Annotated in this window: 35 protein-coding genes and 1 pseudogene; 12 read left to right on the plus strand and 24 right to left on the minus strand. The window is 63.4% G+C overall.

Annotation, left to right across the window (positions count from 1 at the left end):
* Nucleotides 1-30: 30 nt before the first annotated feature.
* The 4 genes from CK230_RS27630 to CK230_RS27645 form a co-directional block, all read right to left on the minus strand.
* Nucleotides 31-1,092 carry an ABC transporter permease gene (locus CK230_RS27630; RefSeq protein WP_095819985.1) on the minus strand — a complete coding sequence of 354 codons (1,062 nt, stop codon included), beginning with the start codon at nt 1,090-1,092 and terminating at the stop codon, nt 31-33.
* Nucleotides 1,092-2,609: a sugar ABC transporter ATP-binding protein gene (locus tag CK230_RS27635; RefSeq protein ID WP_095819986.1), complete on the minus strand. Its 1,518-nt coding sequence runs from the start codon at nt 2,607-2,609 to the stop codon at nt 1,092-1,094. The genes CK230_RS27630 and CK230_RS27635 overlap by 1 nt, the downstream gene beginning before the upstream one ends.
* Entirely contained in the window at nt 2,606-3,619 is a 1,014-nt protein-coding gene (locus CK230_RS27640) for a LacI family DNA-binding transcriptional regulator (protein ID WP_095819987.1), read from the minus strand. The genes CK230_RS27635 and CK230_RS27640 overlap by 4 nt, the downstream gene beginning before the upstream one ends.
* Before the next feature lie 160 nt (nt 3,620-3,779).
* Nucleotides 3,780-5,006 carry an anion transporter gene (locus CK230_RS27645; RefSeq protein ID WP_095819988.1) on the minus strand — a complete coding sequence of 409 codons (1,227 nt, stop codon included), beginning with the start codon at nt 5,004-5,006 and terminating at the stop codon, nt 3,780-3,782.
* Between the two features lie 635 nt (nt 5,007-5,641).
* On the opposite strand from CK230_RS27645, the gene CK230_RS27650 reads away from it, so the two are divergent.
* Nucleotides 5,642-7,501 carry a CHASE3 domain-containing protein gene (locus CK230_RS27650; RefSeq protein WP_245430075.1) on the plus strand — a complete coding sequence of 620 codons (1,860 nt, stop codon included), beginning with the start codon at nt 5,642-5,644 and terminating at the stop codon, nt 7,499-7,501.
* A 124-nt stretch (nt 7,502-7,625) separates the two neighbouring features.
* On the opposite strand, the gene CK230_RS27655 is transcribed toward CK230_RS27650, so the two are convergent.
* Nucleotides 7,626-7,790 (minus strand): DUF3309 family protein, encoded by a 165-nt coding sequence (locus tag CK230_RS27655; RefSeq protein WP_082048942.1) that lies wholly within the window; start codon nt 7,788-7,790, stop codon nt 7,626-7,628.
* Nucleotides 7,791-8,165: 375 nt separating this feature from the next.
* Between CK230_RS27655 and CK230_RS27660 the strand changes: the two genes are divergently transcribed.
* The 4 genes and pseudogenes from CK230_RS27660 to CK230_RS27675 all read left to right on the plus strand — a co-directional run bounded on the left by CK230_RS27660 (nt 8,166) and on the right by CK230_RS27675 (nt 10,338).
* Nucleotides 8,166-8,333, plus strand: coding sequence for a Thivi_2564 family membrane protein (locus tag CK230_RS27660; RefSeq protein WP_095819989.1), 168 nt, complete (start codon nt 8,166-8,168; stop codon nt 8,331-8,333).
* 56 nt (nt 8,334-8,389) lie between these two features.
* A complete protein-coding gene (locus CK230_RS27665; protein ID WP_095820067.1) occupies nt 8,390-8,698 on the plus strand; it encodes a hypothetical protein in 309 nt (102 codons plus the stop codon).
* Between the two features lie 114 nt (nt 8,699-8,812).
* A pseudogene (locus tag CK230_RS27670) lies at nt 8,813-9,190 on the plus strand (GFA family protein); the annotation flags it as partial.
* A gap of 638 nt (nt 9,191-9,828) precedes the next feature.
* A complete protein-coding gene (locus CK230_RS27675; RefSeq protein WP_141246117.1) occupies nt 9,829-10,338 on the plus strand; it encodes a PAS domain-containing protein in 510 nt (169 codons plus the stop codon).
* 26 nt (nt 10,339-10,364) lie between these two features.
* Here the strand turns inward: CK230_RS27675 and CK230_RS27680 are convergent, their stop codons facing one another.
* Entirely contained in the window at nt 10,365-10,625 is a 261-nt protein-coding gene (locus CK230_RS27680) for a hypothetical protein (RefSeq protein WP_095819992.1), read from the minus strand.
* Between the two features lie 171 nt (nt 10,626-10,796).
* On the opposite strand from CK230_RS27680, the gene CK230_RS32785 reads away from it, so the two are divergent.
* Nucleotides 10,797-10,991 (plus strand): hypothetical protein, encoded by a 195-nt coding sequence (locus CK230_RS32785; protein ID WP_127865372.1) that lies wholly within the window; start codon nt 10,797-10,799, stop codon nt 10,989-10,991.
* 211 nt (nt 10,992-11,202) lie between these two features.
* On the opposite strand, the gene msrA is transcribed toward CK230_RS32785, so the two are convergent.
* Together msrA and CK230_RS33820 are read right to left on the minus strand one after the other, a co-directional pair.
* Nucleotides 11,203-11,718, minus strand: coding sequence for a peptide-methionine (S)-S-oxide reductase MsrA (gene msrA / locus CK230_RS27685; RefSeq protein WP_095820068.1), 516 nt, complete (start codon nt 11,716-11,718; stop codon nt 11,203-11,205).
* Nucleotide 11,719: 1 nt separating this feature from the next.
* A complete protein-coding gene (locus CK230_RS33820; RefSeq protein ID WP_245430081.1) occupies nt 11,720-11,935 on the minus strand; it encodes a hypothetical protein in 216 nt (71 codons plus the stop codon).
* Between the two features lie 426 nt (nt 11,936-12,361).
* On the opposite strand from CK230_RS33820, the gene CK230_RS27690 reads away from it, so the two are divergent.
* Entirely contained in the window at nt 12,362-13,192 is an 831-nt protein-coding gene (locus CK230_RS27690) for a hypothetical protein (protein ID WP_095819993.1), read from the plus strand.
* Nucleotides 13,193-13,272: 80 nt separating this feature from the next.
* On the opposite strand, the gene CK230_RS27695 is transcribed toward CK230_RS27690, so the two are convergent.
* From CK230_RS27695 to CK230_RS33290, 4 genes are all read right to left on the minus strand, one after another.
* Entirely contained in the window at nt 13,273-13,995 is a 723-nt protein-coding gene (locus CK230_RS27695) for a terminase family protein (protein ID WP_245430076.1), read from the minus strand.
* The gene (locus CK230_RS27700) at nt 13,910-14,329 is read right to left on the minus strand and encodes a hypothetical protein (RefSeq protein ID WP_141246118.1); all 420 of its coding nucleotides are present in this window, start codon (nt 14,327-14,329) and stop codon (nt 13,910-13,912) included. The genes CK230_RS27695 and CK230_RS27700 overlap by 86 nt, the downstream gene beginning before the upstream one ends.
* Nucleotides 14,316-14,672, minus strand: a complete 357-nt coding sequence (locus CK230_RS27705; RefSeq protein WP_095819995.1) for a hypothetical protein — start codon at nt 14,670-14,672, stop codon at nt 14,316-14,318. The genes CK230_RS27700 and CK230_RS27705 overlap by 14 nt, the downstream gene beginning before the upstream one ends.
* Before the next feature lie 208 nt (nt 14,673-14,880).
* Complete coding sequence (locus CK230_RS33290) at nt 14,881-15,054, minus strand: hypothetical protein (protein ID WP_176480242.1); 174 nt, start codon at nt 15,052-15,054, stop codon at nt 14,881-14,883.
* A gap of 156 nt (nt 15,055-15,210) precedes the next feature.
* Here CK230_RS33290 and CK230_RS27715 point away from each other — a divergent pair, with 156 nt between their 5' ends.
* The 4 genes from CK230_RS27715 (at nt 15,211) to CK230_RS27730 (ending at nt 17,061) form a co-directional block, all read left to right on the plus strand.
* Nucleotides 15,211-15,528, plus strand: a complete 318-nt coding sequence (locus CK230_RS27715; RefSeq protein WP_095819996.1) for a hypothetical protein — start codon at nt 15,211-15,213, stop codon at nt 15,526-15,528.
* 138 nt (nt 15,529-15,666) lie between these two features.
* On the plus strand, nt 15,667-16,176 hold the full coding sequence (locus CK230_RS27720) for a hypothetical protein (protein ID WP_095819997.1): 510 nt from the start codon (nt 15,667-15,669) through the stop codon (nt 16,174-16,176).
* A gap of 232 nt (nt 16,177-16,408) precedes the next feature.
* On the plus strand, nt 16,409-16,678 hold the full coding sequence (locus CK230_RS27725; protein WP_095819998.1) for a hypothetical protein: 270 nt from the start codon (nt 16,409-16,411) through the stop codon (nt 16,676-16,678).
* A gap of 77 nt (nt 16,679-16,755) precedes the next feature.
* Nucleotides 16,756-17,061: a hypothetical protein gene (locus tag CK230_RS27730; protein WP_041009568.1), complete on the plus strand. Its 306-nt coding sequence runs from the start codon at nt 16,756-16,758 to the stop codon at nt 17,059-17,061.
* 299 nt (nt 17,062-17,360) lie between these two features.
* Here the strand turns inward: CK230_RS27730 and CK230_RS27735 are convergent, their stop codons facing one another.
* Nucleotides 17,361-17,780 carry a DoxX family protein gene (locus tag CK230_RS27735; protein WP_095819999.1) on the minus strand — a complete coding sequence of 140 codons (420 nt, stop codon included), beginning with the start codon at nt 17,778-17,780 and terminating at the stop codon, nt 17,361-17,363.
* Between the two features lie 206 nt (nt 17,781-17,986).
* Entirely contained in the window at nt 17,987-18,778 is a 792-nt protein-coding gene (locus CK230_RS27740) for a tryptophan 2,3-dioxygenase family protein (protein WP_095820000.1), read from the minus strand.
* Between the two features lie 136 nt (nt 18,779-18,914).
* Between CK230_RS27740 and CK230_RS27745 the strand changes: the two genes are divergently transcribed.
* Nucleotides 18,915-19,385, plus strand: a complete 471-nt coding sequence (locus tag CK230_RS27745) for an Lrp/AsnC family transcriptional regulator (protein WP_095820069.1) — start codon at nt 18,915-18,917, stop codon at nt 19,383-19,385.
* Nucleotides 19,386-19,566: 181 nt separating this feature from the next.
* On the opposite strand, the gene CK230_RS33295 is transcribed toward CK230_RS27745, so the two are convergent.
* The 10 genes from CK230_RS33295 to CK230_RS27795 form a co-directional block, all read right to left on the minus strand.
* Complete coding sequence (locus CK230_RS33295; protein WP_176480244.1) at nt 19,567-20,088, minus strand: hypothetical protein; 522 nt, start codon at nt 20,086-20,088, stop codon at nt 19,567-19,569.
* A gap of 148 nt (nt 20,089-20,236) precedes the next feature.
* Entirely contained in the window at nt 20,237-21,397 is a 1,161-nt protein-coding gene (locus CK230_RS27755) for a hypothetical protein (protein WP_141246119.1), read from the minus strand.
* Entirely contained in the window at nt 21,394-21,960 is a 567-nt protein-coding gene (locus CK230_RS27760; protein ID WP_176480245.1) for an HTTM domain-containing protein, read from the minus strand. The genes CK230_RS27755 and CK230_RS27760 overlap by 4 nt, the downstream gene beginning before the upstream one ends.
* Nucleotides 21,912-22,289, minus strand: a complete 378-nt coding sequence (locus CK230_RS33300; protein WP_176480246.1) for a hypothetical protein — start codon at nt 22,287-22,289, stop codon at nt 21,912-21,914. The genes CK230_RS27760 and CK230_RS33300 overlap by 49 nt, the downstream gene beginning before the upstream one ends.
* Nucleotides 22,273-22,713 (minus strand): hypothetical protein, encoded by a 441-nt coding sequence (locus tag CK230_RS27765; protein ID WP_141246120.1) that lies wholly within the window; start codon nt 22,711-22,713, stop codon nt 22,273-22,275. Before CK230_RS27765 ends, CK230_RS33300 begins: the two co-directional genes overlap by 17 nt.
* 323 nt (nt 22,714-23,036) lie before the next feature.
* Nucleotides 23,037-23,291: a hypothetical protein gene (locus CK230_RS27770; protein ID WP_095820004.1), complete on the minus strand. Its 255-nt coding sequence runs from the start codon at nt 23,289-23,291 to the stop codon at nt 23,037-23,039.
* Between the two features lie 440 nt (nt 23,292-23,731).
* Nucleotides 23,732-24,115 (minus strand): GFA family protein, encoded by a 384-nt coding sequence (locus tag CK230_RS27775; protein ID WP_095820005.1) that lies wholly within the window; start codon nt 24,113-24,115, stop codon nt 23,732-23,734.
* 372 nt (nt 24,116-24,487) lie between these two features.
* Nucleotides 24,488-24,841, minus strand: a complete 354-nt coding sequence (locus CK230_RS27780; RefSeq protein ID WP_095820070.1) for an SPW repeat protein — start codon at nt 24,839-24,841, stop codon at nt 24,488-24,490.
* A 529-nt stretch (nt 24,842-25,370) separates the two neighbouring features.
* Nucleotides 25,371-25,583 (minus strand): hypothetical protein, encoded by a 213-nt coding sequence (locus CK230_RS27790; protein ID WP_095820007.1) that lies wholly within the window; start codon nt 25,581-25,583, stop codon nt 25,371-25,373.
* Nucleotides 25,580-25,795 carry a hypothetical protein gene (locus CK230_RS27795; RefSeq protein WP_095820008.1) on the minus strand — a complete coding sequence of 72 codons (216 nt, stop codon included), beginning with the start codon at nt 25,793-25,795 and terminating at the stop codon, nt 25,580-25,582. Before CK230_RS27795 ends, CK230_RS27790 begins: the two co-directional genes overlap by 4 nt.
* Between the last annotated feature and the right edge of the window lie 47 nt (nt 25,796-25,842).

The raw sequence follows: 25,842 nt of genomic DNA on the forward strand, positions 1-25,842 counted from the left end.
TTGCTTTTCGGGACGCTGCCGCCGACTCTCCTATCGACCCAATCCCTCGCGGCGGCGAACGAGGGATTGAAGCACTGCCGCCAGCACGATGATCGCGGCGGTCGCGAGCAGCTGCGTGGCGGGGGTGATGTTGTTGAGCTGAAGGATATTGGCCAAAGCGCCGAGCATGATGGTGCCGGCGACGGTGCCGACCATGGAGCCGGCGCCGCCGAACAGACTTGTGCCGCCGATGACGACGGCCGCGATGGCCGTCAGTTCATAGCCCATGCCATCGTTGGCACTGCCGAAATTGAACTGGCCGGCATGGACGATGCCCGCAAGTGCCGAGGCAAAGCCGGTGATGGCGTAGACCGATATCTTCACCATGGACACAGGCACGCCGGAAATGCGGGCGGCGCGCTCGTTGCCGCCGACGGCATAAACGTAGCGGCCGAAGCGCGTGGTGTTGAGCACCAGCGTGGCAATCGCGGCGAAGATGATGAAGACGATGGTCGCCACCGGCACGGTGTTGTCGAACAGCCGCTCGCCCAGCACCGCGAAGACAGGCGGCGCCAGGCCCGGGCCGTCGCCATAGGAAATGTTGATATACTGGTTGCCGGACACGATCAGCGCCAGGCCGCGTGCCGCCTGCAGGCCGGCCAGCGTGACGATGAACGGCTCCAGACGGAAGCGGGTGGAGATCGTGCCCTGTACGACGCCGAAGACGATGCCCATGACGAGCACGGCAAGGATGGTCGGGATCAGCCCGAAGCCGCCGGAGATCATCATGGTCGCGGTGACGACGGCGGAGAGGCCTAGCACCGCGCCGACTGAGAGATCGATGCCGGCGGTGATGATGACGAAGGTCATGCCGATGGCAATGATGCCGGTCTCGGACACGGCGCGCACGATGTTGGCGATGTTGTCGGGGTTGAGAAACAATATCTCGCCGTGGCGCCGGGGCGAGAAGATGACGCCGCCGATCGCCACCAGCACCAGGCCTATCAGGCTCTGAAAACGCACGACGATGGCCAGTGGGTCGACGCGACGTCTGGGCGCTGCCGTGCCTGACGGTACAGAGTTGGCCGTCCCCTCAATCCTCTGATCCGACATCAGGCCTCCCTGCCGTTAGCCGCGGCAAGCACGGTGTGCTCGTCGACGCCGCCGTTGAATTCCGCCACATTGCGCCCCTGGCGCAGCACCACGATGCGGTCGCAGAGCCCGATCAGCTCCGGCATCTCGCTCGATGCGACCAGAATACCCAGCCCTTGCGCAGCAAGTGCTCTGAGCCTCGCGTAGATCTCGCCCTTGGCGCCGACATCGACGCCGCGGGTCGGCTCGTCGAGCAGGAGCAGGCGCGGGTTGCCGAGGATTTCCTTGGCCAGCACGACCTTCTGCTGGTTGCCGCCCGACAGCGCGCCGACGGCGATGTCCGGGTTTTTCGGGCGGATATCGAACTGGCCGAAGGATCGCGTCACCGCCTCGGCCTGGCGGCGCGGCGACATCAGTCCGGCCGGCGATATGCGACGGATCACTGACATCACCAGATTAAGACCGACCGCCATGCGTAACATCAGGCCGCTGCCGCGCCGGTCGTCGGTGACGAAGGCGATGCCGGCCTTGCGCGCGGCGTTTATGGAATCGAGCCTCACCGGCTTGCCGTCGACCGCCACCTCGCCCTGCCAGCGGCCGGCAAGGCCCGTGCCGTAAAGCGCGGACAGCAATTCGGTGCGCCCTGCCCCCATGATGCCGGCGAGCCCAACGATCTCGCCTTGCCTGACCTCGAGCGAAATGCCGCTCGGCGGCTGCCAGCCGGCGCTTTCACGGGCGAGCCTGAAGCTCGCATCCTTGAGGCTGAGCAGCGTCTTGCCGGCCGATTTGGCGCGCGCGGGATAAAGCTCGTCGAGCGAACGGCCGACAAGCAGGCGCACCAGCTCGGCCTGGGGCGCGTGCGGCTCGGTGATGCCCGCGACACGGCCGTCGCGCATCACCGTCACGCGATCGGCGATCTCAGGTACTTCCTCCAGCCGGTGCGATATATAGATGATGCCGACGCCCGAGGCGGCGAGCTTCCTCATGATCTCGAACAGACGTTCGACCTCGCCGACGGTAAGCGCGGCCGTCGGTTCGTCCATGATCAACACGCGGGACGCATAGGACAGCGCCTTGACGATGGCCACCACCTGGCGCTGACCGATCGATAGGTCAGCGACAAGGCGCGCCGGGTCGATGGCGAGCTCGATCGCCTCAAGCCGCCGCTTGGCCTCGCGGCGCATCGCAGGCACGTCGAGCACCCCGCCCGGCCGTATCAGCTCGCGACCGAGGAAGAGGTTCGCCGCGACATCGAGCGAGGGCACGAGATCGAGTTCCTGGAAGATGGTGGCGATGCCGGCGGCTTGCGCCTCGCGTGGGTTGTTGAAGGTGACCGGCTTGCCGTCGATGCGGATTTCGCCCTCGTCCGGCGTGTAGACGCCGGACAAGAGGTTCATCAGCGTCGACTTGCCGGCACCGTTCTCGCCGAGCAACGCGTGGATCTCGCCAGCCTTCAGATCGAAGTCGACGCCGCGCAACGCCTGCACGCCGCCGAAACGCTTTACGGCGCCGGTGACGGAAAGCAGCGGCGCGCTCATATCGACCTCGTGTTGGCCGGCCTCGCGCAGGATTCGCGGGTCTGCAGCGTCGGTTGAAGCCGCACAGCGCGTGGCGGGGCATGGCTCGATGCGATGCGCTCGCTGAGCAGCGTTGCCGCCTGGCGGCCGATCTCGGTGCAAGGCTGTTCGACCAGCGTCAGCCTAGGCTCGAAGCAGTCGGCCCATTCGAAATCGTCGAAGCCGACAAGCGAGAGGTCGCGCGGGATCGAAAGACCCTTCTCGCGGATAGCGCGGACTGCCCCGATCGTCGTCATGTTGTTGCCGGTAACCAAAGCGGTGGGTCGCGCAGGCAGCGACAGGATCGCGTGAGTCGATGCCGTGGCGCTTGCCGTGTCGACATTCTCCATCGAGACATAGTGCGGCGGGCATTCAAGTCCATTGGCCGCAAGTGATGCGCGAAAGGCCTCGATACGCTCACGCGTGGTGGCGAGGCCCGGCTGGCCGGCGATGTAGCCGACGCGCCTGTGACCGAAGGAAGCGACATGATCTATCAACGAGCGCATCGACGCCTCGTTCTCGACACCGATCTGATCGAAGCGGTCGTCGGCGAACCGGTCGATCAGCACGCAAGGCAGCTTCTTTTCAGTGAGATAGTCGATCGCGCGCTGAGGCGAGCCGGACGGCGCCAGGATCACACCGTCGACGCGACGCTGATGGAACGCGCGCACGACCTGAAGCTCGCGGTCCGGGTCTTCCTGCGTATCCGACAGGAACACCATCAGGCCAAGGCGCGCGCATTCTGCCTCGACCGCGCAGATGATATCGGTGAAGTAGGGATTGGAGATGGCCGAAATGGCGAGCCCGACGCTGTTGGTCGAGGCGACTTTCAGCGAGCGCGCCAGCTCATTGGGCTGATAGCCCATCGCGGCAATGGCATCGTTGATGAGCTGCGCCTTCTCGGGCGAGACGAAACGCGTGCGGTTGACAACGTGCGAGACGGTCGAAACCGAGACGCCGGCGCGGCGCGCCACCTCAGCCATTGTCGGCATGACGGCTCGTGCGGAGTGCTCGCAAGCGCTCCCTCCCTAATCTCGCGTTTCCCGTCCGCTCTCCGGCGGATCTGAACGAACCATAGAGAGATCGAAACGTTTGCGCAATCGTTTCGATGACTTTGCGCAGAATATCTTCGAGCTTGAGGAGGCTCGGCGGCTAGAAGGTGAACGCCAGCCAGGCGGTGCCGGCGAGAAGCGTCACCGGCGTCAGCGGCAGGCCAACCTTGAAGAAGGCGGAGAAGGAAAGCTCCTTGCCGGCAGCCTTGGCCTGCTCGGCGACGATCAGGTTGGCGACCGAGCCGAGCAGCGTGAAATTGCCGGCCAGCGTCGAGCTCATCGCCACGACCAGCCAGGCGCGCTGCGGGTTTTCCAGCCCGGGAATGAAGGGGCGCAGCGCCAGCACCGCCGGCACATTGCTCATGATGTTGGACAGCACCGCGGTGAAGCCGGATAGCCGCCAGACATCGTCGAGGCCGACGTTCTTCGCCCAGGCGATCATGTCGGGCGTGAGCAGCGTGCGCTCGGCGCCCGCCACCACCACGAACAGGCCGGCGAACATGAAGAGCAGCGGCCCGTCGATCTCGCGATAGATGCGCCGAGGCTTGATTGCCCGGGTGACCAGCAGGAAAGCGCCGGCAATCAGCGCCGCCTTGGCGACCGGAACGCCGGCGAAGAAGGCGAGCGCCAGCAGCACGCAGACGATGGTGGCCTTCAGTACCTGTCCGGGCAGCATGCGGCCTCGATACACTTCCGGGCTGAGTTCGGCGGGGCGGGAGAATTCGGCGCGGTAGACGATGCGTATGATGACGATGACGCAGACCAGGCCGAACAGGGCCACCGGCGCGAGCGCCAGCGTGAAAGCCGGATAGGAAATGCCGGACAGCGCGCCGATCACCATATTCTGCGGGTTGCCGGTGATGGTGGCGACGCTGCCGCAGTTCGAGGCCGTGCAGGTGGCGATGAGGTAAGGCACCGGATTGCGGTTGATGACGCGGGTGACATGGACGACGATCGGCGCCATCACCAGGCAGATCGCGTCATTGACCAGGAAGGCCGAAAGCACGCCGGTCAACAGCGTCACCATGACCAGAAGCATGAAGGGCGCGTGGGCGTGTTCGATGGCAAAGCCGCCCAGCGCGCGGAACGCGCCCGAAACCTTCAGATGCGCGACCACGATCATCATGCCGAGGAGCAGCGTGATGGTGTCGAAATTGATGGCCTTGTAGGCATCCTCGATGCCGATGGCGCCGATGGCGATCATGGCGGCGCCGCCGAGCAGCGCGATCCCGGCCCGGTCGAGGCGCAGCCCGGGAATGCGGCCGACCGCCACGCCGGCATAGGTAAGCACGAGGATTAAAAGCGCGCCCGCGCCGGTCCATGTCATTGCAAGAGGGTTCCCGTTGCCTGTCCCGTCCGCCAGAATCGGCCGGAGGACAGGGCGGTCTCGCATTTAGCAAGGGCGGCGGAAAGGGAAAGCGTGCGAGCGCACCAAAGCGTGATGACGCTTTCATGGCTTTCACATTCATAAACCCTAATGTAAAGAACAGTGAATTAACATATCTGACCGATAATCCAGGCGTTGGGGACGAAACGGATGAACACGGTCGTTGAAGCGGAACATCGCGTCCCATCGCGGGAGGAATTGATGCGTCCGCGGGAATGCCCCCGCTGTCACGGGGCAAAGAAAATTTTCGTTTGCGCGCGCTGGCTGAGCTCGAACGGCCATTGCTGCCCGGAGGGCACGCACCGGCTTAACTGCCCAGGACACAGCATCGCCTGCCTCGAATGCAGCGGGCGCGGTAGCTAGCGGCACCCGACAGCCGCCGAAAGATCACAGCGTCGCCAGAGCGGAATCCTGTACTCTGGCATTGGCTCAAGGCGGCCGTCATTAAAGTTTGACATAGCCAGGTCCGCCGGGGCTGTTGCGATCAATGCCCTTGGACTTGGCTATTGCCTTGCGCTTCACTGCCGCCTACCACTTGGCGAATTTCACGATTTTTCGCAGGCCTCTGCAAAGCAATGATCGTCCGACTGCGACGCGCCCTGCGATGGCAAGCGCTTCCGCTTCTTGCCGGCTTTGCCGTTGTCGCGCTGATCATAGCCGCTCGCGCCATTCTCGCCGAAGCGCAGATCGCCGACCGCAACGCCAGCCGCGAAGCGATCGAAGCCCAGCAAACGCTCTCAAGCCTGCTTTCGCTCGCCCAGGATGCCGAGACCGGCCAGCGCGGCTATCTGCTGACCGGCGAGAAAAACTATCTCCTGCCGTACCAGCATGCTGTCGAGGCGCTGCCGGCGCTGCTCAAGCGCGTCGATGAGATGTTTCCAGTCGGCAGCGATCGGGCGCAACAGGTGGTCGGCATCAAGGACGCGCTTGCCCGCGAGCAAGCGGAGCTCGCTGAGACGATCAGGCTCTACGACACGGGCAACACGGCGAAAGCGCTGGACATCGTGCGCGGCGGCAGGGGTAAGCTGGACATGGACCAGATCCGCGCCAACATCGATGCGATCCGGCGCATCGACGGCGCGAGCCTCGCTGCCCGTGCCGAGCGGATGGAGCAGATCGAAGGCTGGCTGCGCGTCGGCTCGTTCGCGGCGCTGCTGGGCATCATGCTGCTCGGCATCTACACGATCCGCCAGTCCAGCCGCCGCTTCCAGGATGTGGCCGCCGCGCAGGACGCATTGAGCGCCAAGAACGCGGCGCTGCTCAACGAGATCGACACGCGTGAGAAGGCGGAGTCGCAACTTCGCCAGATGCAGAAGATGGAAGCGGTGGGCCAACTCACGGGCGGCATCGCGCATGATTTCAACAATCTGCTGGCCGTCATCACCAGCGCCATGAACCTCGCGCAGCGCAAGCTCGCTCGCGGCGAGCATGACGTGCAGAGCTTCGTCGAGGCGGCGGCCGATGCCGCGGGACGCGCCGCCAACCTCACCGCCAGGCTGCTTGCCTTTTCCAGGCAGCAGCCGCTGGCGCCGCAGATCATCGATGCCAATCGCCTTGTCACCGGCATGTCGGACCTTTTGCGGCGCACGCTCGGCCATGCGATCGAGATCGAAACGGTGCTGGCGGGCGGGCTTTGGAAGACGCATGCCGACCCGAGCCAGCTCGAGAACGCGATCATCAACCTGGCGGTCAACGCGCGCGACGCCATGGATGAAGAGGGCAAGCTTACCATCGAGACCGCCAACTGCCATCTCGACGAGGCCTATGCGGCGGCGCATCCCGAAGTGAAGGCCGGTCAGTATGTCATGATCGCGGTGACGGATACCGGCGCGGGCATGCCGGTGGACATCATGACCAAGGCTTTCGAGCCATTCTTCACCACCAAGCCCGCGGCCAAGGGAACAGGGCTCGGACTCAGCCAGGTGTTCGGCTTCGTCAAGCAATCCGGCGGACACGTCAAAATCTATTCGGAGCCCGGCGAAGGCACGACAATCAGGATCTATCTTCCGCGCTTCACCGGGCCGGAGGAAGCGGCGCAGCCGGTGAAGGCCGGCAACAGGAGCGATGTTCCCGCAACCGAAACCGTGCTGCTCGTCGAGGACGATGCCCGCGTGCGCGCTTCGACGGCCGCTGCCTTGCTGGAGCTCGGCTATACCGTCATCGAAGCCGCGGGCGGTGACGAAGCCTTACAAAAACTCGGGCAGAACGCCGCCATCGCGCTGATGCTGACGGATATCGTGATGCCTGGCATGAATGGCCGGCAACTCGCCGAACAGGCACGCAGGCAATCCTTCTCCCTGAAAGTGGTGTTCATGACCGGCTTCACGCGCAACGCCGTCGTGCATAATGGCGTGCTCGACAACGATGTGCACTTCATCGCCAAGCCGTTCACGCTGGAGCAATTGGCGGCGAAGCTCAGGGACGCGCTGGCTTGATTTGTCCGGCCTGACTGCTCTGGCTGTTCTTAAAGCGCGTCGCGATCCTTCGGATTCGCTCCACGCGCTTTAAGTCTCGCATGTCTTTATCCCGAAACTGGCTCCCACTTTCGGGAGACATGCTTTAGATCCGTCCGAGCACGACCAGAATAATGACGATGACAAGAACCAACCCGAGACCGCCGCCGCCATAATAGCCCGTGCCGTAGAACGGCCCGCCGCCCAGGCCGCTGAAACCGCCAAGCAAAGCCAGAATGAGAATAATGATAAGAATTGTGCCGAGACCCATGTTCTCTTCCTCTCTCTGAAGCGCAACCCGGCGCTTTTCATCACGAAATCAACTCGCAAGGGGCGCGCATGTTCCACTCGGCTCCGGGCCGATGCTATTCGGCCCTGACCGAGTGGGATGACACGATCGGCGGCCCGGGATTGGCTTCAAGTCTGGTCGGGACCAAAAACATCAGCGCGATCGCAATCGCGATCGACGCAATGTGGCCGCGGTGCTGAAGATTTCCTTCATGTTCGCATCCTTGAATATTCAAATGTGCTGAACAACGCTGCGCCATACCTCCCGTTCCACTTCGCCCTCGCGGAACCTTTTTCAGATGCGCGACGTTTGGGGCAGCCCGGTTAAGGGAATCCCGGGGACAACGGAGGCTCGCTTATGGGCGCATCGGTACTCATCGGCATCCTGATCACCTTCCTAGTGGTGATTCTGGTGCTCTATCTCGTGCAGCGCTTGCCGCTCGATGCCCGCGCGCGGCAGATCGCGCAGATCATCGTCATCATCATCGGAATCATTTCGTTGCTCAAATATCTTGCGGTCTTTTAGCCGCGGTCCATATTCGGTACGAAAACCCCGAAGCCTGGTGTCGAAGCCTGGTGTCCATGAGAACCCTGTCGATCGCACGCCTCGCCGGCAACTTGTCGAGCGCCGCCACGCTGCTGTGCGCGGCGAGCACCGCCGACGCCCGGCCGGATACGCGCGCCATGACTTGCGCGGAGACGCAGGCGTGGATCAAACGCGACCATGCGGTGGTTTTGACCACCGGTCCGGAAACTTATGACCGCTTCGTGCGGCAATTCGGCAATGAGTGCGACTGGCCGGAAGGGCCAATATCGACGATCGTTCCCGCCAAGGACGGCCAGTGCCGCGTCTATCGGTGCGAGGAGCCGGTCGACCTTCTCGACCGATAGCCGCCTCTTGCGATCCCGTGCGGAACCATAGCAACCTCATGCGGGTTTTAGGAGCCAACAGCAGGACTGGCCGGCCGCGACCTGGTTCTGCGTGTAACAGCGGGAGGAACGGCGATGCCTGAAATCGCGCGCACCGGCAGTTGCCTGTGCGGCGGCGTGCAGTTCAGCGTGGCCGGCGAGCCACGCCGGGTCGGCCTCTGCCACTGCAAGGATTGTCGCAAGACAAGCGGATCGGCCTTCCATGCCTTTGCCGTATGGCCGCTTCAGGCGTTCGAAATCAGCGGGATCACCAGCACCTATGGCGCTCGAAGTTTTTGCCCTACCTGCGGAAGCCGCGTTCCGTTCGTCGGCGAAGAGGAAGTCGAGGTCCCGATCGGCAGCCTCGACGTCGCGCCGACTGAAGGGCTGGTGCCGGACTACGAGCTCTGGATCGGACGGCGCGAATCCTGGCTGCAGCCCCTCCCCGCGGCGCATCAGTTCGATCATGATCGGGTCGCCGTTGATTCGGTTGCCGGCGATGAAATCGACCCGGGGCCGCAGCAAGAGTCGGCCGAGGTCGGGTCGACGGCAGACTTAAGTCTGAACGGCAATGACCTGCAGTCCAAAGACCCCGCCGACCCCGCCTCGAAAGGCCCGGCTGCCTGATTGAGATGCCAAGCTTTTTCTCCAAGCTCCATCTCTTTCAACCACCGGTAGGTTTGCTGGTCAATCAGCCGCCGATAGCATCCGCGACGAGTCGTGATCTGCAGATTTTCAGGCAGCAACGCCCATGGAGCTTTATCCGCTTTGTGGAACGCTAGAATTTTTAGCCACGCCCTCTTTCCCAATACAACCTTTTGGTTTGCTTCTCCTCCCGGTCGCTTGTGTTAAGCATGTGAAATACCAAGCTGCAGTTGCAATATCGAGGTGAGAATTCTTTAGGCTTAAGAAATTTTTTAGACCATTGCCTTCTGGTTGTGTCGAAATATGACGCCCGGAATTGCCACAGGCAGTAGGCCTTATGATTTCAGACCTTGTACAAAAGGCCACCTTTGTTTCTTTCATTTTTTGCTACATAGTACTGCCGAATCTTGAAACCGGACGGGGCGGTTTTCATGACGTCGGCGCCTGAACACGGCCGAAACATGCATATGCGGTATCCACCGATTGACGGGTTCTGGACCTGGGACGTCAAGCGTGACCGCGTCTATGGCGACGCCAACCTTTCAGACTATTTCGGCCTGACACTCGACGAATTCTCGCATGGCGCATCACTGGAACGGTGCATGCAAAGCATCGATGTGGATGACCGGCCCAGGGTCCGATTGGCGATCCGCAGGGCAATAGAGCGCAAATCGGGCTTCAGGGAAGTCTACAGGGTCCGGTCGGAAAAGATGGGGCTGCGCAAGATCCTGGCCGTCGGCCAATGTTACTTAGACGGCGTGGGCGAGGCAGCACTCTATCCTGGCTGGTTCGTCGATCTGACGAAGGATGCCACCTGCGAGGAACAGTCGCTGCGCGAGATCCACAATCACGTCGAACAGGCCAAGGACATCGCGCGATCGATCGGACACGACATATTGTCCTATCTTCTGGACAACGTCGAGGAAGAGGTTGAGCAACGGCTTGACGGAACGCTGAGGAGGCGAAGATCGTCCTGAGGCAGCTTTCGCCGATCGTTTGCGGGTCAGCTTCGCTTGCCGCGTTTGCCGACCTCAGCCGTGACCATGCGCGCGAAATGCGATTGGGGCGATCGGTGTTCGATGAGCCTGGCGCGCTCAAGCGCCGCATCGCCGTAAAATTCGATCAGCACCCCGGCTGCCCGGGCCGCATCGGCTTTCCACCGGCCAAAATCGACTTGCCCGTTCTCGACCGAGGGCTCGCTCCTGGCAATCACGTCGAGCATGGCTTGCAACTTGTCAGGAGTGCTGCCCTCGTCTTCGTTCATAGTCGCTATCCGATTGGGCGCGTAAAATATCGACATTTTCGCCCAATGTCCAACAGGTTCGTTGGCCGGGCGTTAGCGCAATCGAGTGCAGCCACACCGCGCACGATGTTACGACTTTCATGCAAGCATGGAGTGATCCAGACTTATCGCGCAGACATTTAGGGGGTACCCATGGACCAGCCTAGCAAAATGGAAAACCTGCAGTTTGCGCAGGGGATATTGCGAGAACTTCGCCAGAAGGCCGAAGCCGACGGCGAAAAACTCCTGACCTATCTCATCGACATGGCTTATCTCGAGGCCAGCGACCGCATCCGTGCCCACTGGATCGGCAGCCACGAACATGAAAGCCGCCGCGCCAAGGGCTGAGCCGCCCAACGCAGCTCGGAGGATGCGCGCCGCGGTTTTCCGCGCGGAATCTGCCTGGATCGATAGCTGGAGCGGTTCAGCGTTTCCGTCGGAGGCCTGAATGGCCCCGGCCTGGCGAAGCAAGCTGAACGCAAAAAAGCCCGCCATGCCTCTTCGGCATGGCGGGCTTTTGCTCGGATGAGCAAGGCTATGCTATAGCCTCCCTGTCAATCTATGATGCGGCAGCCTTTTGGCGCACCGGAAGCTTCCACCCCGGCCGCGCGAAATGGCAGGTGTAGCCGTTGGGATAGCGTTCCAGATAGTCCTGATGCTCGGGCTCGGCTTCCCAGAACGGACCTACCGGACCAAGCTCGGTGACGACCTTGCCGGGCCACAGGCCGGACGCATCGACATCGGCGATCGTGTCCTCGGCGATCCGCTTCTGCTCGTCGCTGGTGTAGTAGATCGCCGAACGATAGCTCATGCCGATGTCGTTGCCCTGGCGGTTCTTCGTCGTCGGATCGTGGATCTGGAAGAAGAATTCGAGCAGCGTGCGGAAACTTGTCCTGGCCGGATCGAAGATGATTTCGATTGCCTCGGCGTGAGTGCCGTGATTGCGATAGGTCGCGTTGGCGACATCGCCGCCGCTGTAGCCGACCCGGGTTGAAACCACGCCGGGCAAGCGTCGGATCAGATCCTGCATGCCCCAGAAGCAGCCGCCGGCAAGGACTGCGCGCTCGGTGGAAATGTCAAACCTCCTTTGGATTGCTCCATAGATAGGCGTTGTGGCCGGGTTCTTCCAGCGGCTCGGAAAACATTGCCCGCCGCGATTTCGAACTTGCACGATCAGGTATCCGAAGTCGGCTTGAACCTTCGCACCACCACCTCGAAGACGATGTCCGAAAGGCTGCGATGATCGCGGCACGCTGCTCAGGCGAATAATGCCCGGCATCGTCGATGGTCATGAAGGTAACGTGTTGGGACATGGCAAGCTCCAGTTCCTCGCCCCGCGAGAGCGGGGAGAGGTGGCGCGGCGAAGCCGCGACGGAGAGGGGATGGCGCCGACGTTTGATAGAAGAGCGGGGAGGCTATTCGTCGAACGTATCGCTCTACGAAGCCCCTCTCCGGCCGCTGCGCGGCCACCTCTCCCCCCGCTTCGCGCGGGGCGAGGAACAAAGCTTAGCCGTTGTACCCTTCGTTGACGCGGTCGTTCGTCCAGGCCCAGTCGAAACCGGCCTGCGACATGGACGAGCCGAGGCCCCTTTCGACCGTCTTTTCATCCACGCCCTTATGCGATAGGTCTTGGCCTGCATCGGCCAGACCGATGCGTCGTGGGCCGGTGCATTGTGTACGGCCTTTCCTCTACGCGGGTGGGAAAGCCACCCTTTGCCATGACAGATCTATTCGAGGCGATGCGCCTGTCCGCCGAGGACAGCGAGACCGCTCATCTTTTCTTCAGCGAAGGCGGCAAGATGCTGCTGCCGCTCGGCAAATCCAGAAACGACATGACAGGCCAGGAGATGCTGCAGCGGCTGCTGTCGCCTTCCGATGACGACGACGGCACGCTTGCCAACGATTTTCTCGGGGAGCTCGGCAAGACAGTTCCGCTCGAAAGCCTGCGTCTCCTGCTCACATCGGCCAATCCCCGGACGCGAGCGACGGGCGCGTTTCTGGCCACGTTCCAGAACCGGAACATCAGCTCGATGGTGGGCGAGCTGGCGGCGCTGCTGGCGGACGACAACCCGCGCACGCGCTTCGATGCCGTGGAGTCTATCCTGCGATGCAGCACGCGTGCACATGGGGACTATCTGGCGCAAGCCCTGTTTGCTCTTGCAGATGAGCATGAGGGTGTGCGTATGGGCGCCATCCAGTTCGTACGCTTTGCAAAGGACTGGCAGTTGAAGTTCGCCCGCCAGCGCGCCGCGTCGCTCAGGCCACAAACGCCGTTTTCGGCGATAGCGGATATTACCGGGCAATTGCGGGACGATGCGTCAGGCATGATCCGAGCGATGCTGGACCATGCCGAGCCGGTGGTGCGGCGTTACGCTCTCGGGCTCGCCGGCCGGGCGAGGTTGGTGGTCGTCGACGCCTATGTCGAATTGGCGCGGGCATCCGACGATCCGGAAATCAGCAAGCTGGCGACCGAGCACAAGCTGATATCGCACCATGCGGTCTGGCAGTCATCGTTACCGCAACCGCCCGGCTCATCCCTTATCAAATAGAAGCGCAAAAGCGAGGCTCGGCCACGGTAGGCTCTGGCGCCGAAGCTGCCAATCTCCCCCACAAGTGGGGAGGTTGGCCTTCACTCAACCCTTCCCCAATCTCTCGGCTGCTCCGCCGTCAAAAACCTGAGCACCACATCGCTCATGCCAAGCAGCGGCGTGAAGGTGACGATGGTTATGCCGTCGGTGGCATTAGTGCGGGTCAGCCCCTCCGAATAAATATCCAGCGGCGGCTCCTCGTCGAACCAGACGCCGTGCAGCGTCTCGCCCTGCCATTTCTCGCGGCCCTTTTCGTAGCTCTTGAAGGAGAGCACGCTTTCGCCGGCCTGGATGTCGCCGCCACCACCCCAGCGCACGACGACGCTGTCCAGCGCTCCGGGCGCGCCGCGGCCCATCACGGTGCCGGCGATGGCGTCGGCCGGGATCATGCCGGTGCCCCATTCGCGCTGCTGCTGCGGCGGGCCGACCAGCACGCGCTGCGGATTGTCGCGCGTGCCCTCGCCGGTGACGCCGGCGGCCCAGAGCCGGACAGGCGCGTCGAATACCTTGCCCGCCCACCAGTCCGGATAGCGGCCGGTGAGGTGCATGGCCCACTCGGCGCCCCCTGCCCTGGTCTTGCCGAGTTGGTTGCCGGCCATGAACAGGCGCTCGCGGTGGGTCGCGCCGGCGGCGTGAAAGGCGGCCTGCCGTTCGTATGGCGCGTAGGCGGCGAGAAGATTACGGCGCCGTCTTCGGTCCAGCTCCTCGAGCAGCGCCAGATAGGTCTGCATGGCCGTCGAGGAGCGGCCGGAGGCTAGCTTCAAGGCCGCGGATGCGGTGGCGGATCTCCTCATCGCTCAGTTGCTCGAGACTGGTTTTATCGGCATCGACACTTTCCGAGCTGGCCGAAAAATCCTTGGGCAGCAGCGTCAGCATGACCTTGAGATACTGGTCGGACTTCTCGGCCCTGACCGCGGCGATGACGCCGGCGCCATGGGCGCGGAAGTCGGCGCGAAGGGCGGCGGCGAAGTCGTCGACGAGCGTCTTTCGCGAGCGCTTCGGGCGAGCGGCGGCGGCGGCTTGAACCGGTGCGGACCTCGCCGGTTTCGCGCCGGCAGGCTTACGGCTCGCGGCCTTGCCGGCATCAGCCCTGGTCATTGGACGGTGTCGCTTTGGCTGTTCTCGCCTTGCGCGGCTTGCGCGCCGGCTTTTTGCGCGGCCTGGCGCGCCTCGGAGCCTCGCCATCGACTGCCGGCGCGGACATCCCCTTCAGCTTCACAGTCGCGGCACGGACGGCCGACGCATCGAGGCCCTGGCGCGGGAAGCCGAAACCGGCGACCGCGTCGACCGGTCCGCCGCGCACCATGCCGATGCGCACGCCCGGCGCGACCTGCTCGACGCGCCCGGTCCGGCGCGGCGGGTCCGCGCCCTCGAACGCGCCGATGGCGCTGACGATCTCGGCGCCGTCATCGGCGGTGATGAGGGTGGCATAGCGTGGCATGGAGCCTCGGGCAGAATGTTGGAAAGGTTGCGTTCCTTCGCGCCCCTCTCTGCCCTGCCGGGCATCTCCCCCACGAGGGGGGAGATTGGCAGTTCCAACGCCTTGCTCTTCATTGCAACGTTGGCGATTGGCGAAAGCCAAGGCGATATCTGATCTCCCCCTGGGGGAGATGTCCGGCAGGACAGAGGGGGCGCTGTCCCGCCAACCTTCAGGAATTCTGTTCACCGACGAAAAACCCGCCTGGCGGCGGGTCGTTGGCGCAAATCAGCACCATGGACAAAATAGTAGCATAGCTGCCCTCACCAGGCAACAGGTTGCAGGCATATTTTCCTATCATATTGAAACCCTGTTTTTTCCGAGACATGCTGGCGAAGAACCCCATCCCGCCACAGCCAAGGATTGAACCGCCGGCCAAAAAGCCGCACGAATTTTGTCGGAACCAACCGTGGTCCGACGGGTTCCAGCCTCAGTCGCAACGCGACAGACCCTGCAAGAGACGAAGAAGAGACGAACCGTCTCGCAACAGAGGAGAAGAATCATGCTTATGAAGATTCTCGCGGCTTCGGCCCTGACAATCGGCCTCGCCACAGCAGCGATGGCCCAGACCGCGAATTCGACCGACAGCACGGCCGGCAGCGGCCAGACCATCACCGTGGATCCGAGGACGCCGGCCACCCCACCGCCGGACCAGATGGTGCCCGACACCGGCACGACCGGCAGCATCACCGGCGGCGACATGAATTCCAATGCCGACAGGAACTGCCCGAACAGCCCGCAGGGCGCGCAGGGCGATGCCAATAACACCACGGCCAGCACGGTGCAGCCGAACGTCAACGATAAGAACTGCGGCAAGTAGGCCTGCAACTCGCTCCCACGCAAAGGGCCGTGGAGCAACTCCACGGCTTTTGCCTTGGAGCCGGCTTCACCGACTCGGCAAAGTCGGTCGGAACCATGCGGCTTTCCGGCCGTTGCAAGGGGCAAAAGGAGAAACCCGATGGCAGACAACGAAAGCAGCAGCGGTGGCGCCGCGAACGGCACCGGCACCTCGAGCACCAGCCAGGCCAGCGCAGCGCGTTCCCGTAACGCCGCCTCGCGCAGCAGGGGCGCGTCGCGCAGTGGCGCAGCATCGCGCGGCAACGCGGCTTCCACCAGGGCGTCCGAAGGCGCGATGAAGAAGCAGATCGCGGAGTTGAAGCGCGAGGTGAACCGGCTGAACCGCGCGCTTTCCGAACAGGCCGAGGAGGCCGCCGAAACCGCGCAGGGCTGGTACCAGGGCGCGGCCGACCGCGCGTCGAACCTCTATAGCGGCGCCTCCGGCCGCGCGTCGCGCGCGGCAAGCCAGTTGCGCACGCAGGCGCAAAGCGTTTCGGAAACCGTGCAGCAGAATCCGGGCACCTTCTCGACGGCCATGCTGATCGGCGGCCTTGTCGGGCTGCTGGCGGGCATGGCGATCAGCCGGAACCCGGATCCCGAGCCGGACTGGCTGCATCGCTGGCACAGATAGGCATTTCCGGCCCGGGCTCCCGGGCCGATCAACGGTAGTAGGCGAAGGCCGCCTTGCGGCGGCCGCGCGCAAAGAAGGCCGGGCCGGCGCGCCCGGCCTTCTTTGTTGGATGCCGGGCTTTTTTCTTTTCAGGGTTGTGTCGTCCCCACGCCTTTGCTGTGGCCGGTTGTCCCGGGCTGGTCATTAGCCGGAGCTTATGGGATCATTCCCCTGGGGAATCGCGGAGAGCAGCATGGACAGACCTGCCATGGCATCCGTCTTTCGGATGCGGCATGTGCCTGCAAGCATTTTGGGCGTTCGCAGCCTTGGCAGAGGCCAGGCCGATCCGATCTTTCATTCGAGACCACTTGGCGAGGCGATCCGCTTCATCGCCCAGGCCGATGGCCAGTATGACCTCAGCGCCGTCGCCGTCTTCTACGGCGACCGCCAGACGCCGCCGCTCGGCAACCGCGAGATCAAGCAGCTCTGGGGCGAGTATGGCGAGCGGCTGATGGAGGCGTAGTTCGCGCAGGGTCCTCCCCTGCCGGATCGGAAACGCCGCTCATGCGTTCTTGTGGCGAGGTCAATGGGAGGAACGCCATGAACGTCGCCAATCTCCAGCTCGAAGGCCTGCTGATGGCCGTCGCCGCAATCAACCATGTGCTGGTCAAGAAGGGTGTGCTCACCGTCGAGGAAATCGACATCGCGCTGCGCAAGGCCGAGGCCGTCGAGACCGGCGAGGACCGGTCGGAAGGCATGTCGGCGTCGAGCCGTGACGCCGTCAACTTCCCGATCCGCCTGCTCGAGCTTGCCAACCAGTGCCAGCCCGAAGCGGACATGCCGTCCTTCTCCAAGCTGGCGCGCATGGTCGGGCAGATGAAGGAGCCGTACAACGATCAGATGTGAGGCTGCGGAATGGCGCCTTGCCTGAGATGGCTGCGCCGCCCCCATCCGCCCCGGGGCACCTTCTCCCTGTGAATGGCAGGACTACCACATTTCGCTTGGGAGTTCGGATAACCTGCAGGCCTCGATGCCGTCATCCTCGCGCTTTCCCGAGGATCTACCGGCCTCCCCGAACTTGGTCGCGCTCTATCCTCGTGCGACGGCAGATCCTCGGGACAAGCCCGAGGATGACGGCCTTGTGTTGGTATTCGCCGATAAACCTATATGCGATAGCCCTGCCGTAGAACGGGGAGAAGGAAAAGTCACGCCCTACCCGGCCAGCCCTGGCGCAGCGCAAGCACGCTGCCCGGACCGTGCGCCGCGGCGTAGAGCAGGCCGGCGGCGAAGGGGAAATGCGACATGAAGGCGCCGAACTCGGCCTGCTCCGCGGCCCAGTGCGACGGGCCGTGGAAGGCGAAGCCAAGGAAGACGACATAGACCGCGCCGATCAGCGCCAGCGGCGTCATGAAGGCGCCGGTGAGAAAAGCAATCACCAGCAGCGCCTCGAGGATCGCCGCGCACCAGGCCAGGAACAGCGGGAACGGAAAGCCGGCGGCGGCGATGTAGCCGGCGGTGGCGCCCATATCCATGAACTTGAAGGCGACGGCCATCGCGAACATGGCGGCGAAGATCAGGCGGGCGATGAGAATGGCGACGGTCTGCCAGGTCGATTGGGTTTCCATGAGTGTCCCTCCGGTTGAAGTGGTTGATGTGCTCCAAGGACGGACGAAAGGCGATGGTTCCGACAGGGGATGGGAAAATTGTTGGGCGGGAGGTGCGCCGCCCTTCCCTTCTCCCCTTGTGGGAGAAGGTGGATCGGCGCGCCAGCGCCGAGACGGATGAGGGGTGTTCCAGCGGAGTGAGACGCCGGCGTTCCCTGGAGCACCCCTCATCCGGCCGCTTCGCGGCCACCTTCTCCCACAAGGGGAGAAGGAGAATGGTGCCGCGGATGGCTGATCGAGTCCCGCACGGTGCCGTATTCGGCGCCCCAGCGGTCGGTCATGTCGCAGCGTATGTCCCAGAGCTCGGGGAAGAAGCGGTGGCGGGCGCCGCCTTCCAGCATCTCCACCGGGCGGCCCTTCAGCGACTTCGAGCCCAGCCCGATCGAGCGGTGGATCAGATAGAGGTGGTTGGCGCGGAATTTCTGGAACAGCTCGTCGAACTCGATCAGCGCCTCGGCCACGACATAGGCGTCGCCATGGTCGTAATGCTCGTCATAGATATCCGCCACGGTCAGCCCGCGGCCGTCGAGATAGGCATGCTTGAAGGCCCGCCAAAGGTCCGGCGGCAGGCGAAGCAGGAATTTGAAGCCCGGCGATTCCTGGCCGCTGCCATTGCCGAGCTGCAGGCGGATCTGCTGGTACTCCTTGGGCGACATGGTCTCCAGGAGATCGAGCTGCGCCGTCATCATGCGCATCAGCCGGTGCACGCGGCCCATCAGCGTGACGATGCGGTGCGTGTCCTGCTTCTCCAGGTAATCCAGCACGTCGACCAGCGTATAGGCGATGAGCTTCATCCACAGCTCCTCGACCTGGTGCACGATCTGGAACTGCAATTCGTCGGCGTTGACCATCTCGGCGAGCGGCTTCTGGCAGGCGAGCAGCTGGTCGCATTTCAGATAGACGCCGTAGTCGCGCATCTCGGGCGCCTCGATGCGGGCGTGATAGTCCGTCTTGTCCATGGGTCATCCTCTTTGCGTCTGCTCTTGACCGTCCTAAGGATAGCGCTTCCGGCTTGAACATTGTTCCTTTCTGTTATCCAAATTGCGTGAAATGAAGGACGATTATCGATCGTGCCGCGTCTATGGAGAACGAACAGTGCTGGATGCCTTGGACCGCAGAATAGTTGCCGCGCTTGAGCGCGATGCGCGCATCTCCTTCGGCGAGCTCGCCGAGGAGGTCGGCTTGAGCAAGACGCCGTGCTGGAAGCGCGTGAAGGCGCTGGAAGAGGCAGGCGTCATCCGTGGCTATTCGACCCGCATCGACCCGGCCAGGATCGGCTTCGGCATCGAGGCCTTCATCCAGGTGTCGATCGACTTCGAGCTGTCGGACGCCTTCGAGGCGGCGGTGAAGACGCATCCGCTGATCCGCCGCTGCTATGCCACCACGGGTGAAGCCGACTATCTGCTGCAGATCGTCACCGTCGACATGATGGCGCTCGACCGCATGCTGCGCGAGGAGCTCAGCCGCCTGCCCGGTGTGCGCCGCACGGTGACCTCGATGGCGATGCGCGAAATCAAGGGCGACATCTCCTTTGCCGAGGCGGCGGCGCGTGCGCTGAAGGGGTGAGGCGAGCACACCGAATGGGCCGTTGGCGCCGGCCGTAAGGCGCGCCGGGCCCTGACTTTTTCTGGGATGGTCGAGAACGGGCGTCGAACTTGTCTATAGTCGTGACGGGGGTACGGCGGTGGCAGGTTTCATCTCAATGAAGATCAGGGCGAAGGCTGCCCGGCGACGGCCGGCGCGAGGCTTACGGATTTTCGAATTCACCTCGAAGGCCGATTTCGCGCGCCTTTGCTTTCCGAGAAATATGCTGACGGCGGCGCTTCTGGCATCGACCATGCTGCTGCCGGCTGCCATTTCGAGCCGCGCCGCGTCGGTCCTGCCAGAGCCGCGAGACGGGCTCCACCAGCCGGATGCGAAAGCCATGCTGCAGGACGCCAAGCGCGCGCTTCTGGCGCAAGCGGCAGGCGGCAACGGTGGGAACGGTGGCAATGGCGGCAACGGTGGGAATGGCGGCAACGGTGGCAATGGAGGGAATGGCGGCAACGGCGGGAATGGCGGCAACGGCGGAAATGGCGGCGGCGGCACCGGAAACGGTGGCGGCAATGGCGGTGGCACCGGAAACGGTGGCGGCAACGGCGGTAACGCCGGAAACGGCGGAAGCAACGGCGGTAACGCCGGAAACGGCGGAAGCAACGGCGGTAACGGCAGTTCCGGCGGCAATGGCAGTTCCGGCGGCCATGGCGGCGACCATCACGACTCCGGCCATTCGGATGGCGGGCTCCGTTCCTGCGGAGCCTCCTCACGAGTGTCTTGCTGACGCCGCTTGACGTTGAAGCGCCGCGCGCCGGAGCGGCAGAAAGCAACGCCCTTCAAGCCTGTTCCGGCCAGCCGCCTGCGCGGCGCGGTGAACCGTTCTACGGGCCGGTGCGGTAGGCGAAATCGTCGATAGCGGCCTGCCAGTAATGCTGCGTGCGGATCTCGAGCCGCGTGATGCGCCTGTAGTCGGCCGCGAAGTAAACCAGACCGTTGGCCGACAGCGTCAGTCGATCCTCATAGGCGGGCTCGTCGTCCCGCCAGGCCTTGAGGATGAGCGTCTCGCCCTCAGCGTCGTCCCAGCCGGCGCCGAAATAGGCGCCGGTGAAATCGAACGGTTTTTCGCTGAACACCTGAGCGGGATGGCCTGAGCTGTTGTAGGCGATGAATTCGCCCGACATGGTGGTGTTGACGTAGCCCGGGCCGTCGGTGAAGCGCTGGTGCATGGCAACGAGGTTGTACCAGTTGAGCCCGCCATAGCCCGACGGGACCTCGAACACGCCGGGCGACGTCAACAGGTCGTCGAAGCCGACGACATGCTCCTGGGGCAGCGGCGCCTCGGCCGGTCCGCTTTTGCCCGAGAACGCCGAGAGCACCACCGGCGCCGCGCGGACCACGACATGCCGCCGATCAGTCGCCCCACCCGCCGAAAAATCGACCAGCCATTCGCCGGGTGTCACTGGCGTGCTGAACCGCCCGTCCGGACCGACCTTGGCGGCGGCGCTGACGCCGTCCGGCCCTGTGAGCGAAACGCGAGACCCGGCGGTGACCGCGCCGCTGATCGTCAGATCCGCCGCAAGCCCGACGGGGTGGGTCGTGGCCTTTGCGATCATGTCGCCCGGCGATCCGGTCGAAACGACATAGTCGCTTTCTTGCGAGGCGTTGCCGGTGGTGACCGAATAGCCTGGCGGCGGCACGACGTGGAACGCATAGTGCCCGGGGTCGACCACTTCGAAATCGCGATGCATGACCGACATGCGGAAATTGGCGAAGCCGCCGACATTGGTCAATCGCATGATGGTGCTGGCGTTCGGCCTGTCGAACTCGACCGCCACGCGCGACATCGGCCTGTCGCCCAAATCGTAGATGCCGTTCCTGTTGAGGTCGCGGAACACCAGCAGCGATGTGTTCATCTGGCCGCCTGCGAAGGACTCCCATGTCCGCTTGGGATAATAGTCACTCGCATCGCCGGCGCGGGCCATGCCGCAGACCATGGCCAGGCCGGCGGCGATGACGACGGCGCCCAACGAACCACGCTTCACGAAATTTCCCCTTTGGCAGTCGCTGCCGATCCGATCCCCTGGAGCGCGATGACCTTGTCGACGGCGTCCGCGTCGAAATAAGCGAGATAGAGCAACGCCATGGTGGCGCTGAATGTGTAGACCGGCAGCGTCACATAGATGATGGCGTGGAAGGCCAGGCCCGGCAGGACCAGATCGCGCCTTGTCGCGCGAAACGGCAGGCCGAAGGCAAGGCAATATTCGAGTGCGACCACACCGAAGGATACGAGAGTGGCGAGCCAGGCAAGGCCGGACGGATAGTCCGAACCGGCGTAAAACCAGAGGAATATCTGCTCGAGTCGCGCGCCGCTCAGAAAAGCGTGGTTCGACTTGTCGAAGGCGGCGAAGAAATAGAGCACCGAGAGCTGCACCACGATCAGCCGCAGCCCCCACAGATTGCCGCGCTCGGCCGGCGGCGGAACACCCGTGCGCTCGGCCCGCGTCACCGCCAAATAGCGGTCCAGCGAATAGGAGCGGTCGCAAGGGGTGAGCGCGATCAGAAGCGCCGCGACCGCCAGCAGATAAGTGTATGGTGGTGGGTCCAAGGCTCGCGGCCGAGCTCGAAGCCGAAGTAATAGTACATCGCCAGCCCGACCGAGCCGGTCCAGACAGCGGCGAGGCGGCTGTGATAGCCGACGAAGAGCAGCGTCGTGGCGACGAAGAAATTGGCGGCGAGAAACAGGCCGGCCGGCGACTGGTCCATATAGAGCAGCAGCTCGCCCGCCCAGCGCGACCAGAACAGGACCGCCAGGCCGATGCGGATCAAGGCGGACGAACGCGACGAGCCTTCCGTGCCGGCCGCCCAGCCGGCGAAGCGCGCCGCCATGGCCTGCGTTGGACGCCAGTCGGCGATGGCGTCAGTCGGCGCAGGCATTTTCGGCATCGGTATGGATCGTCTGCCAGCCGCCGCGCGTGCCCAGCCGGGCGCGGACGCGGACGTCGGCGCCCTGCCCGGCGGCCGCGCAGAGCCGCTTGATGACGGAAGCCAGTTCCTCGCGGTTCTGGATCCACTTCAGCCTGCCGTTGCGAGGTGCGCCGAGCATCTCGAACCGGTCGAGCGGGACAAGCGCGCCGTCGGGCCGGCGGATTTCGAAGGACGCGTCGATGACGTCCAGCCCGATCGCGCTGAACATGGTCCAGGAACGCAGCCACGGCGATTGTACCCCGAAGATCTGCTCCGCGGCCGGACCGGGGATCATGAAGCCCGCGATCGCCATGAAGGCGAACAACCGCAAGCGGCCGGCCGAGACGCGCCCGGCAGGCTTCGCACCGCTTCGTATTAAGACGACATCCGCCACCCGCGTACCCCGCCGCGAGTATAGACCGGCTCGACGCCTGGTCTTCGATCATCCCAGAAAAAGTCAGGGCTATGCGTAAGTCAGAAAGGTCAACAAGCAGGCGACATGGACCGCCTTTATTGGGTCAAACGACCTTGGCCCGTCGCAGCGGCCCGCGGTCCGCGCAACGGGCCAAGTGGCCTGCCTTTTTGCCCGCCAGCTAAAGGCTGGCTCCTCCCATCCTCCGCTTCGAGGGGAGCGGAGAACTCCAACAATGACCGGGCTGTGCGAAGCTTGGCGATAACTTTTGTTAGTCCTAACTAAAATAAGCGACCAGCCGCTGGCTAGCGACCAGGGTGGTATATTGCCGGCAACGTCTGGGAGACGCTGAGCGTAGCAGAATAGACACGCCTGCCGACTTCATCATGGACGGACACGGTCACCGTTTCATCCAGGTCGCTTGAAGCCATTTCGTCGACCGCGATGTCGTGCAGAGCCTTGAGCGCTTCTCGTCGCATCTCGCTCAAAGTGTCGAGATCGACCCAGGCATCACCCAGGCACTGCCCGTTTCGGACGACCTCGAACCTGTAATTCGACATGTGCCATTGTGAGACGAACGGATAGCAGCCGCATTAAAATTTGAGAGCCGGCCCACTGACAGGTTCGGCGATCGCCGATGGGGACTGATAACCCCTGCACTGAAGGTCGCCCGCCGATCTGCCAGCAGGCCTAACGTCATTTAAAAAAGATGCAGCAACGCTAAAATAAGCCTGTGCACTGTCAGAATTTGAGGTCGCGGAGCCCGCCCAGACAGCTCACTTTGATGATCGGCGAACTCCGATTCGCTGGGCCGGCGCCGGGACATCCACCCCAACAGGCAACGGGCGCCGGTCACTTAATTGGCGAGGGTCTGCCATCATCGCGCCCCGCGAATGATCCTAAAGCGCGTCGCGATCGTTCGGATTCGCTCCATGCGCTTTAGGACTTTGATTTTGCGCGTCTTATCCCGGAACCGGTTGCCACTTTCGGGAGACATGCTTTAACCCTCCTGCTCCTGGGGAAGGCCGTCGGTTAGATTATAAAAATCGGATTTCGAGCCGACGAAAATATGCTTGCTGAGGCGCAGACCTGTCGGAGGGTCAAGGGTTCCGGCAGCGACGAAGGTTTCACTGCCTGGAGCCGCCCGCCAGAACAGGTTGCTGCCGCAGCGCGAGCAGAAGCCCCGTTCGGCTTTGTCTGACGAGCGGTACCAACGGAGAGTGGACGAGGACAACAGTCGAAGATCCACTGTACGACAGGCCGCCATGGCCGCGAAGTTGCCGCTCGTGCGCGCGCATTGGGTGCAGTGACAAGCTATAGGCTGGGCAAGCTCACCCGCAATTTCATAGAGTACGCCCTCGCAGAGACAATGACCCGATGACATGGAGAAACCCTAGGCGACCTAGCGCCGCTGTTGCCGGATGATTCTTCCCACGCCCAAAGCCCTAGCGCTGATCCCTGAGTGCTGGCGAGCGGAGGCTTGGAGCCGGCCACCCGCGCCGCCTCTTCCTTCTCGGCGTCGGCCTTGCGCTTCGGGCACTCCTCGAAATCGTGGTCGCGGCCGCCGCAATAGGAGCAGCATTTGGCGGGGGTGTCGGGGTTGAGCATCGAGGCCATTCCCAAGAATGCACGAAAAACTTTCCAGTTGCAGCAATTGCGTGAAGACGCCTGCCGCCGGTCAGCCCGATGCCCTGATATGTTTCGGCGCGGAGCAGGAGCTCGCCGCTCGCGCGGCGGGCTCCCGACCGATCACCGCTCACGCATGCGCGTGAGGATGACGGAAGTCCCAGACGGCCCAGGCCGAAGCCACGACCACCAGCACGCCGAGGACGACATGCGTGGCCATGACATTCGTGTCAGCCGCAAAGCCCAGGAGCCAAGGCGACACGATCAGCCAGAGCCCGAGGACCGCGCTTACCCATTCTTCCCACTCGGCGAACACCGAAAGCGTCGCCAGCGCCAGCGCGCCGAGCAGAACGCCGACGATCCAGGCGTTCCACGCAGGCACCATCGCCGCGGTGAATCCGATGACCCAAGGTAAGATGAACAGGCAGATCGCGAGGACCAGAGTGATCCAGTCCAGGCTCTTTCTTGCTTCCATCATTGCCATGACAACCTCCATAGATGAAGCTTGGCCAAAGCAACTGTATCCGCGTGGACATTGCACGCTCGTTATTGATGTAATTACGCTTTTACCGCTCTGCAAGGAGGTGTGCGGAGGGGATCGGTTGCGCGCAACGCGGCGGCTCCCTACGTGCAAGGCATGGGAAAGCTCCTCGCGCTCTGCGCGCTGGCATTGAGATCACAAGCCCGTTTTGGGTGCTGGCGCTCGTTGAGATCGCAAGCTTGTTCTGGGAGTGCGGCGAGCCGGCTTCGATGGCCGGCAACCGCGGAAGCGGCGCCCCGCCGCCGATGCTGGACGAGCCTGGCGGCGTGCCGACACATGTCGCGCCGAGCGAGACCGGGACGAACCGGGCATATGTCCTCGATAAATCGGCGCCGGCGTTGAGATCGGTCAATTGGCACGCCCAGACCCGAGCCCTCAAACGCTGAAGTCGCTCTCCGTGTCGGCGCGGAGGCAGCGCATCGCCGGCGTTACGAAGAACGGCGATTGTACAAGCATGACGGGTGAACCAGGCCTAGTGAACCGGCCTCGATGCCAGCGCGGCTCTTATATAGTTGGCATCATCTATCCCGCTGATGAACAGCCGCATGATAAGCCGCGCCACGTCATCCTGTTCCGGCCCGGCCGCAATGCCAAAGGCCTGACAATGGTTTGCGAATATCCTGGTCAGCATGTCGAGATCGTCGGAACTGAGATAGGTCGGGCACGCCACGGCGGTTCCCATCATTCCATAGCCGGCGCGGCCAGCACGTTGCCTTCCGCGCCGCGGCGGTAATAGCTGGTCCTGCCGCGATCCCATTTAACTTTGATCTGGGTGGCAGTGGTCTCAACGACCGTACCGCCTTCGGGGCTGTCTTTACGGATAACCCGCTGGCCGAGCTGCAATGCGGTTGAAGCTGGCGCGTGCATATAGACGCGAGAAGAATCTTTGAAGGGCATACGCGCCTCCCCTGTGTTCCGGGCGAAAGCGCGATGGTCACTCCCAA

This window comes from Mesorhizobium sp. WSM3859, from assembly GCF_002295065.1.
GTDB lineage: Bacteria > Pseudomonadota > Alphaproteobacteria > Rhizobiales > Rhizobiaceae > Mesorhizobium.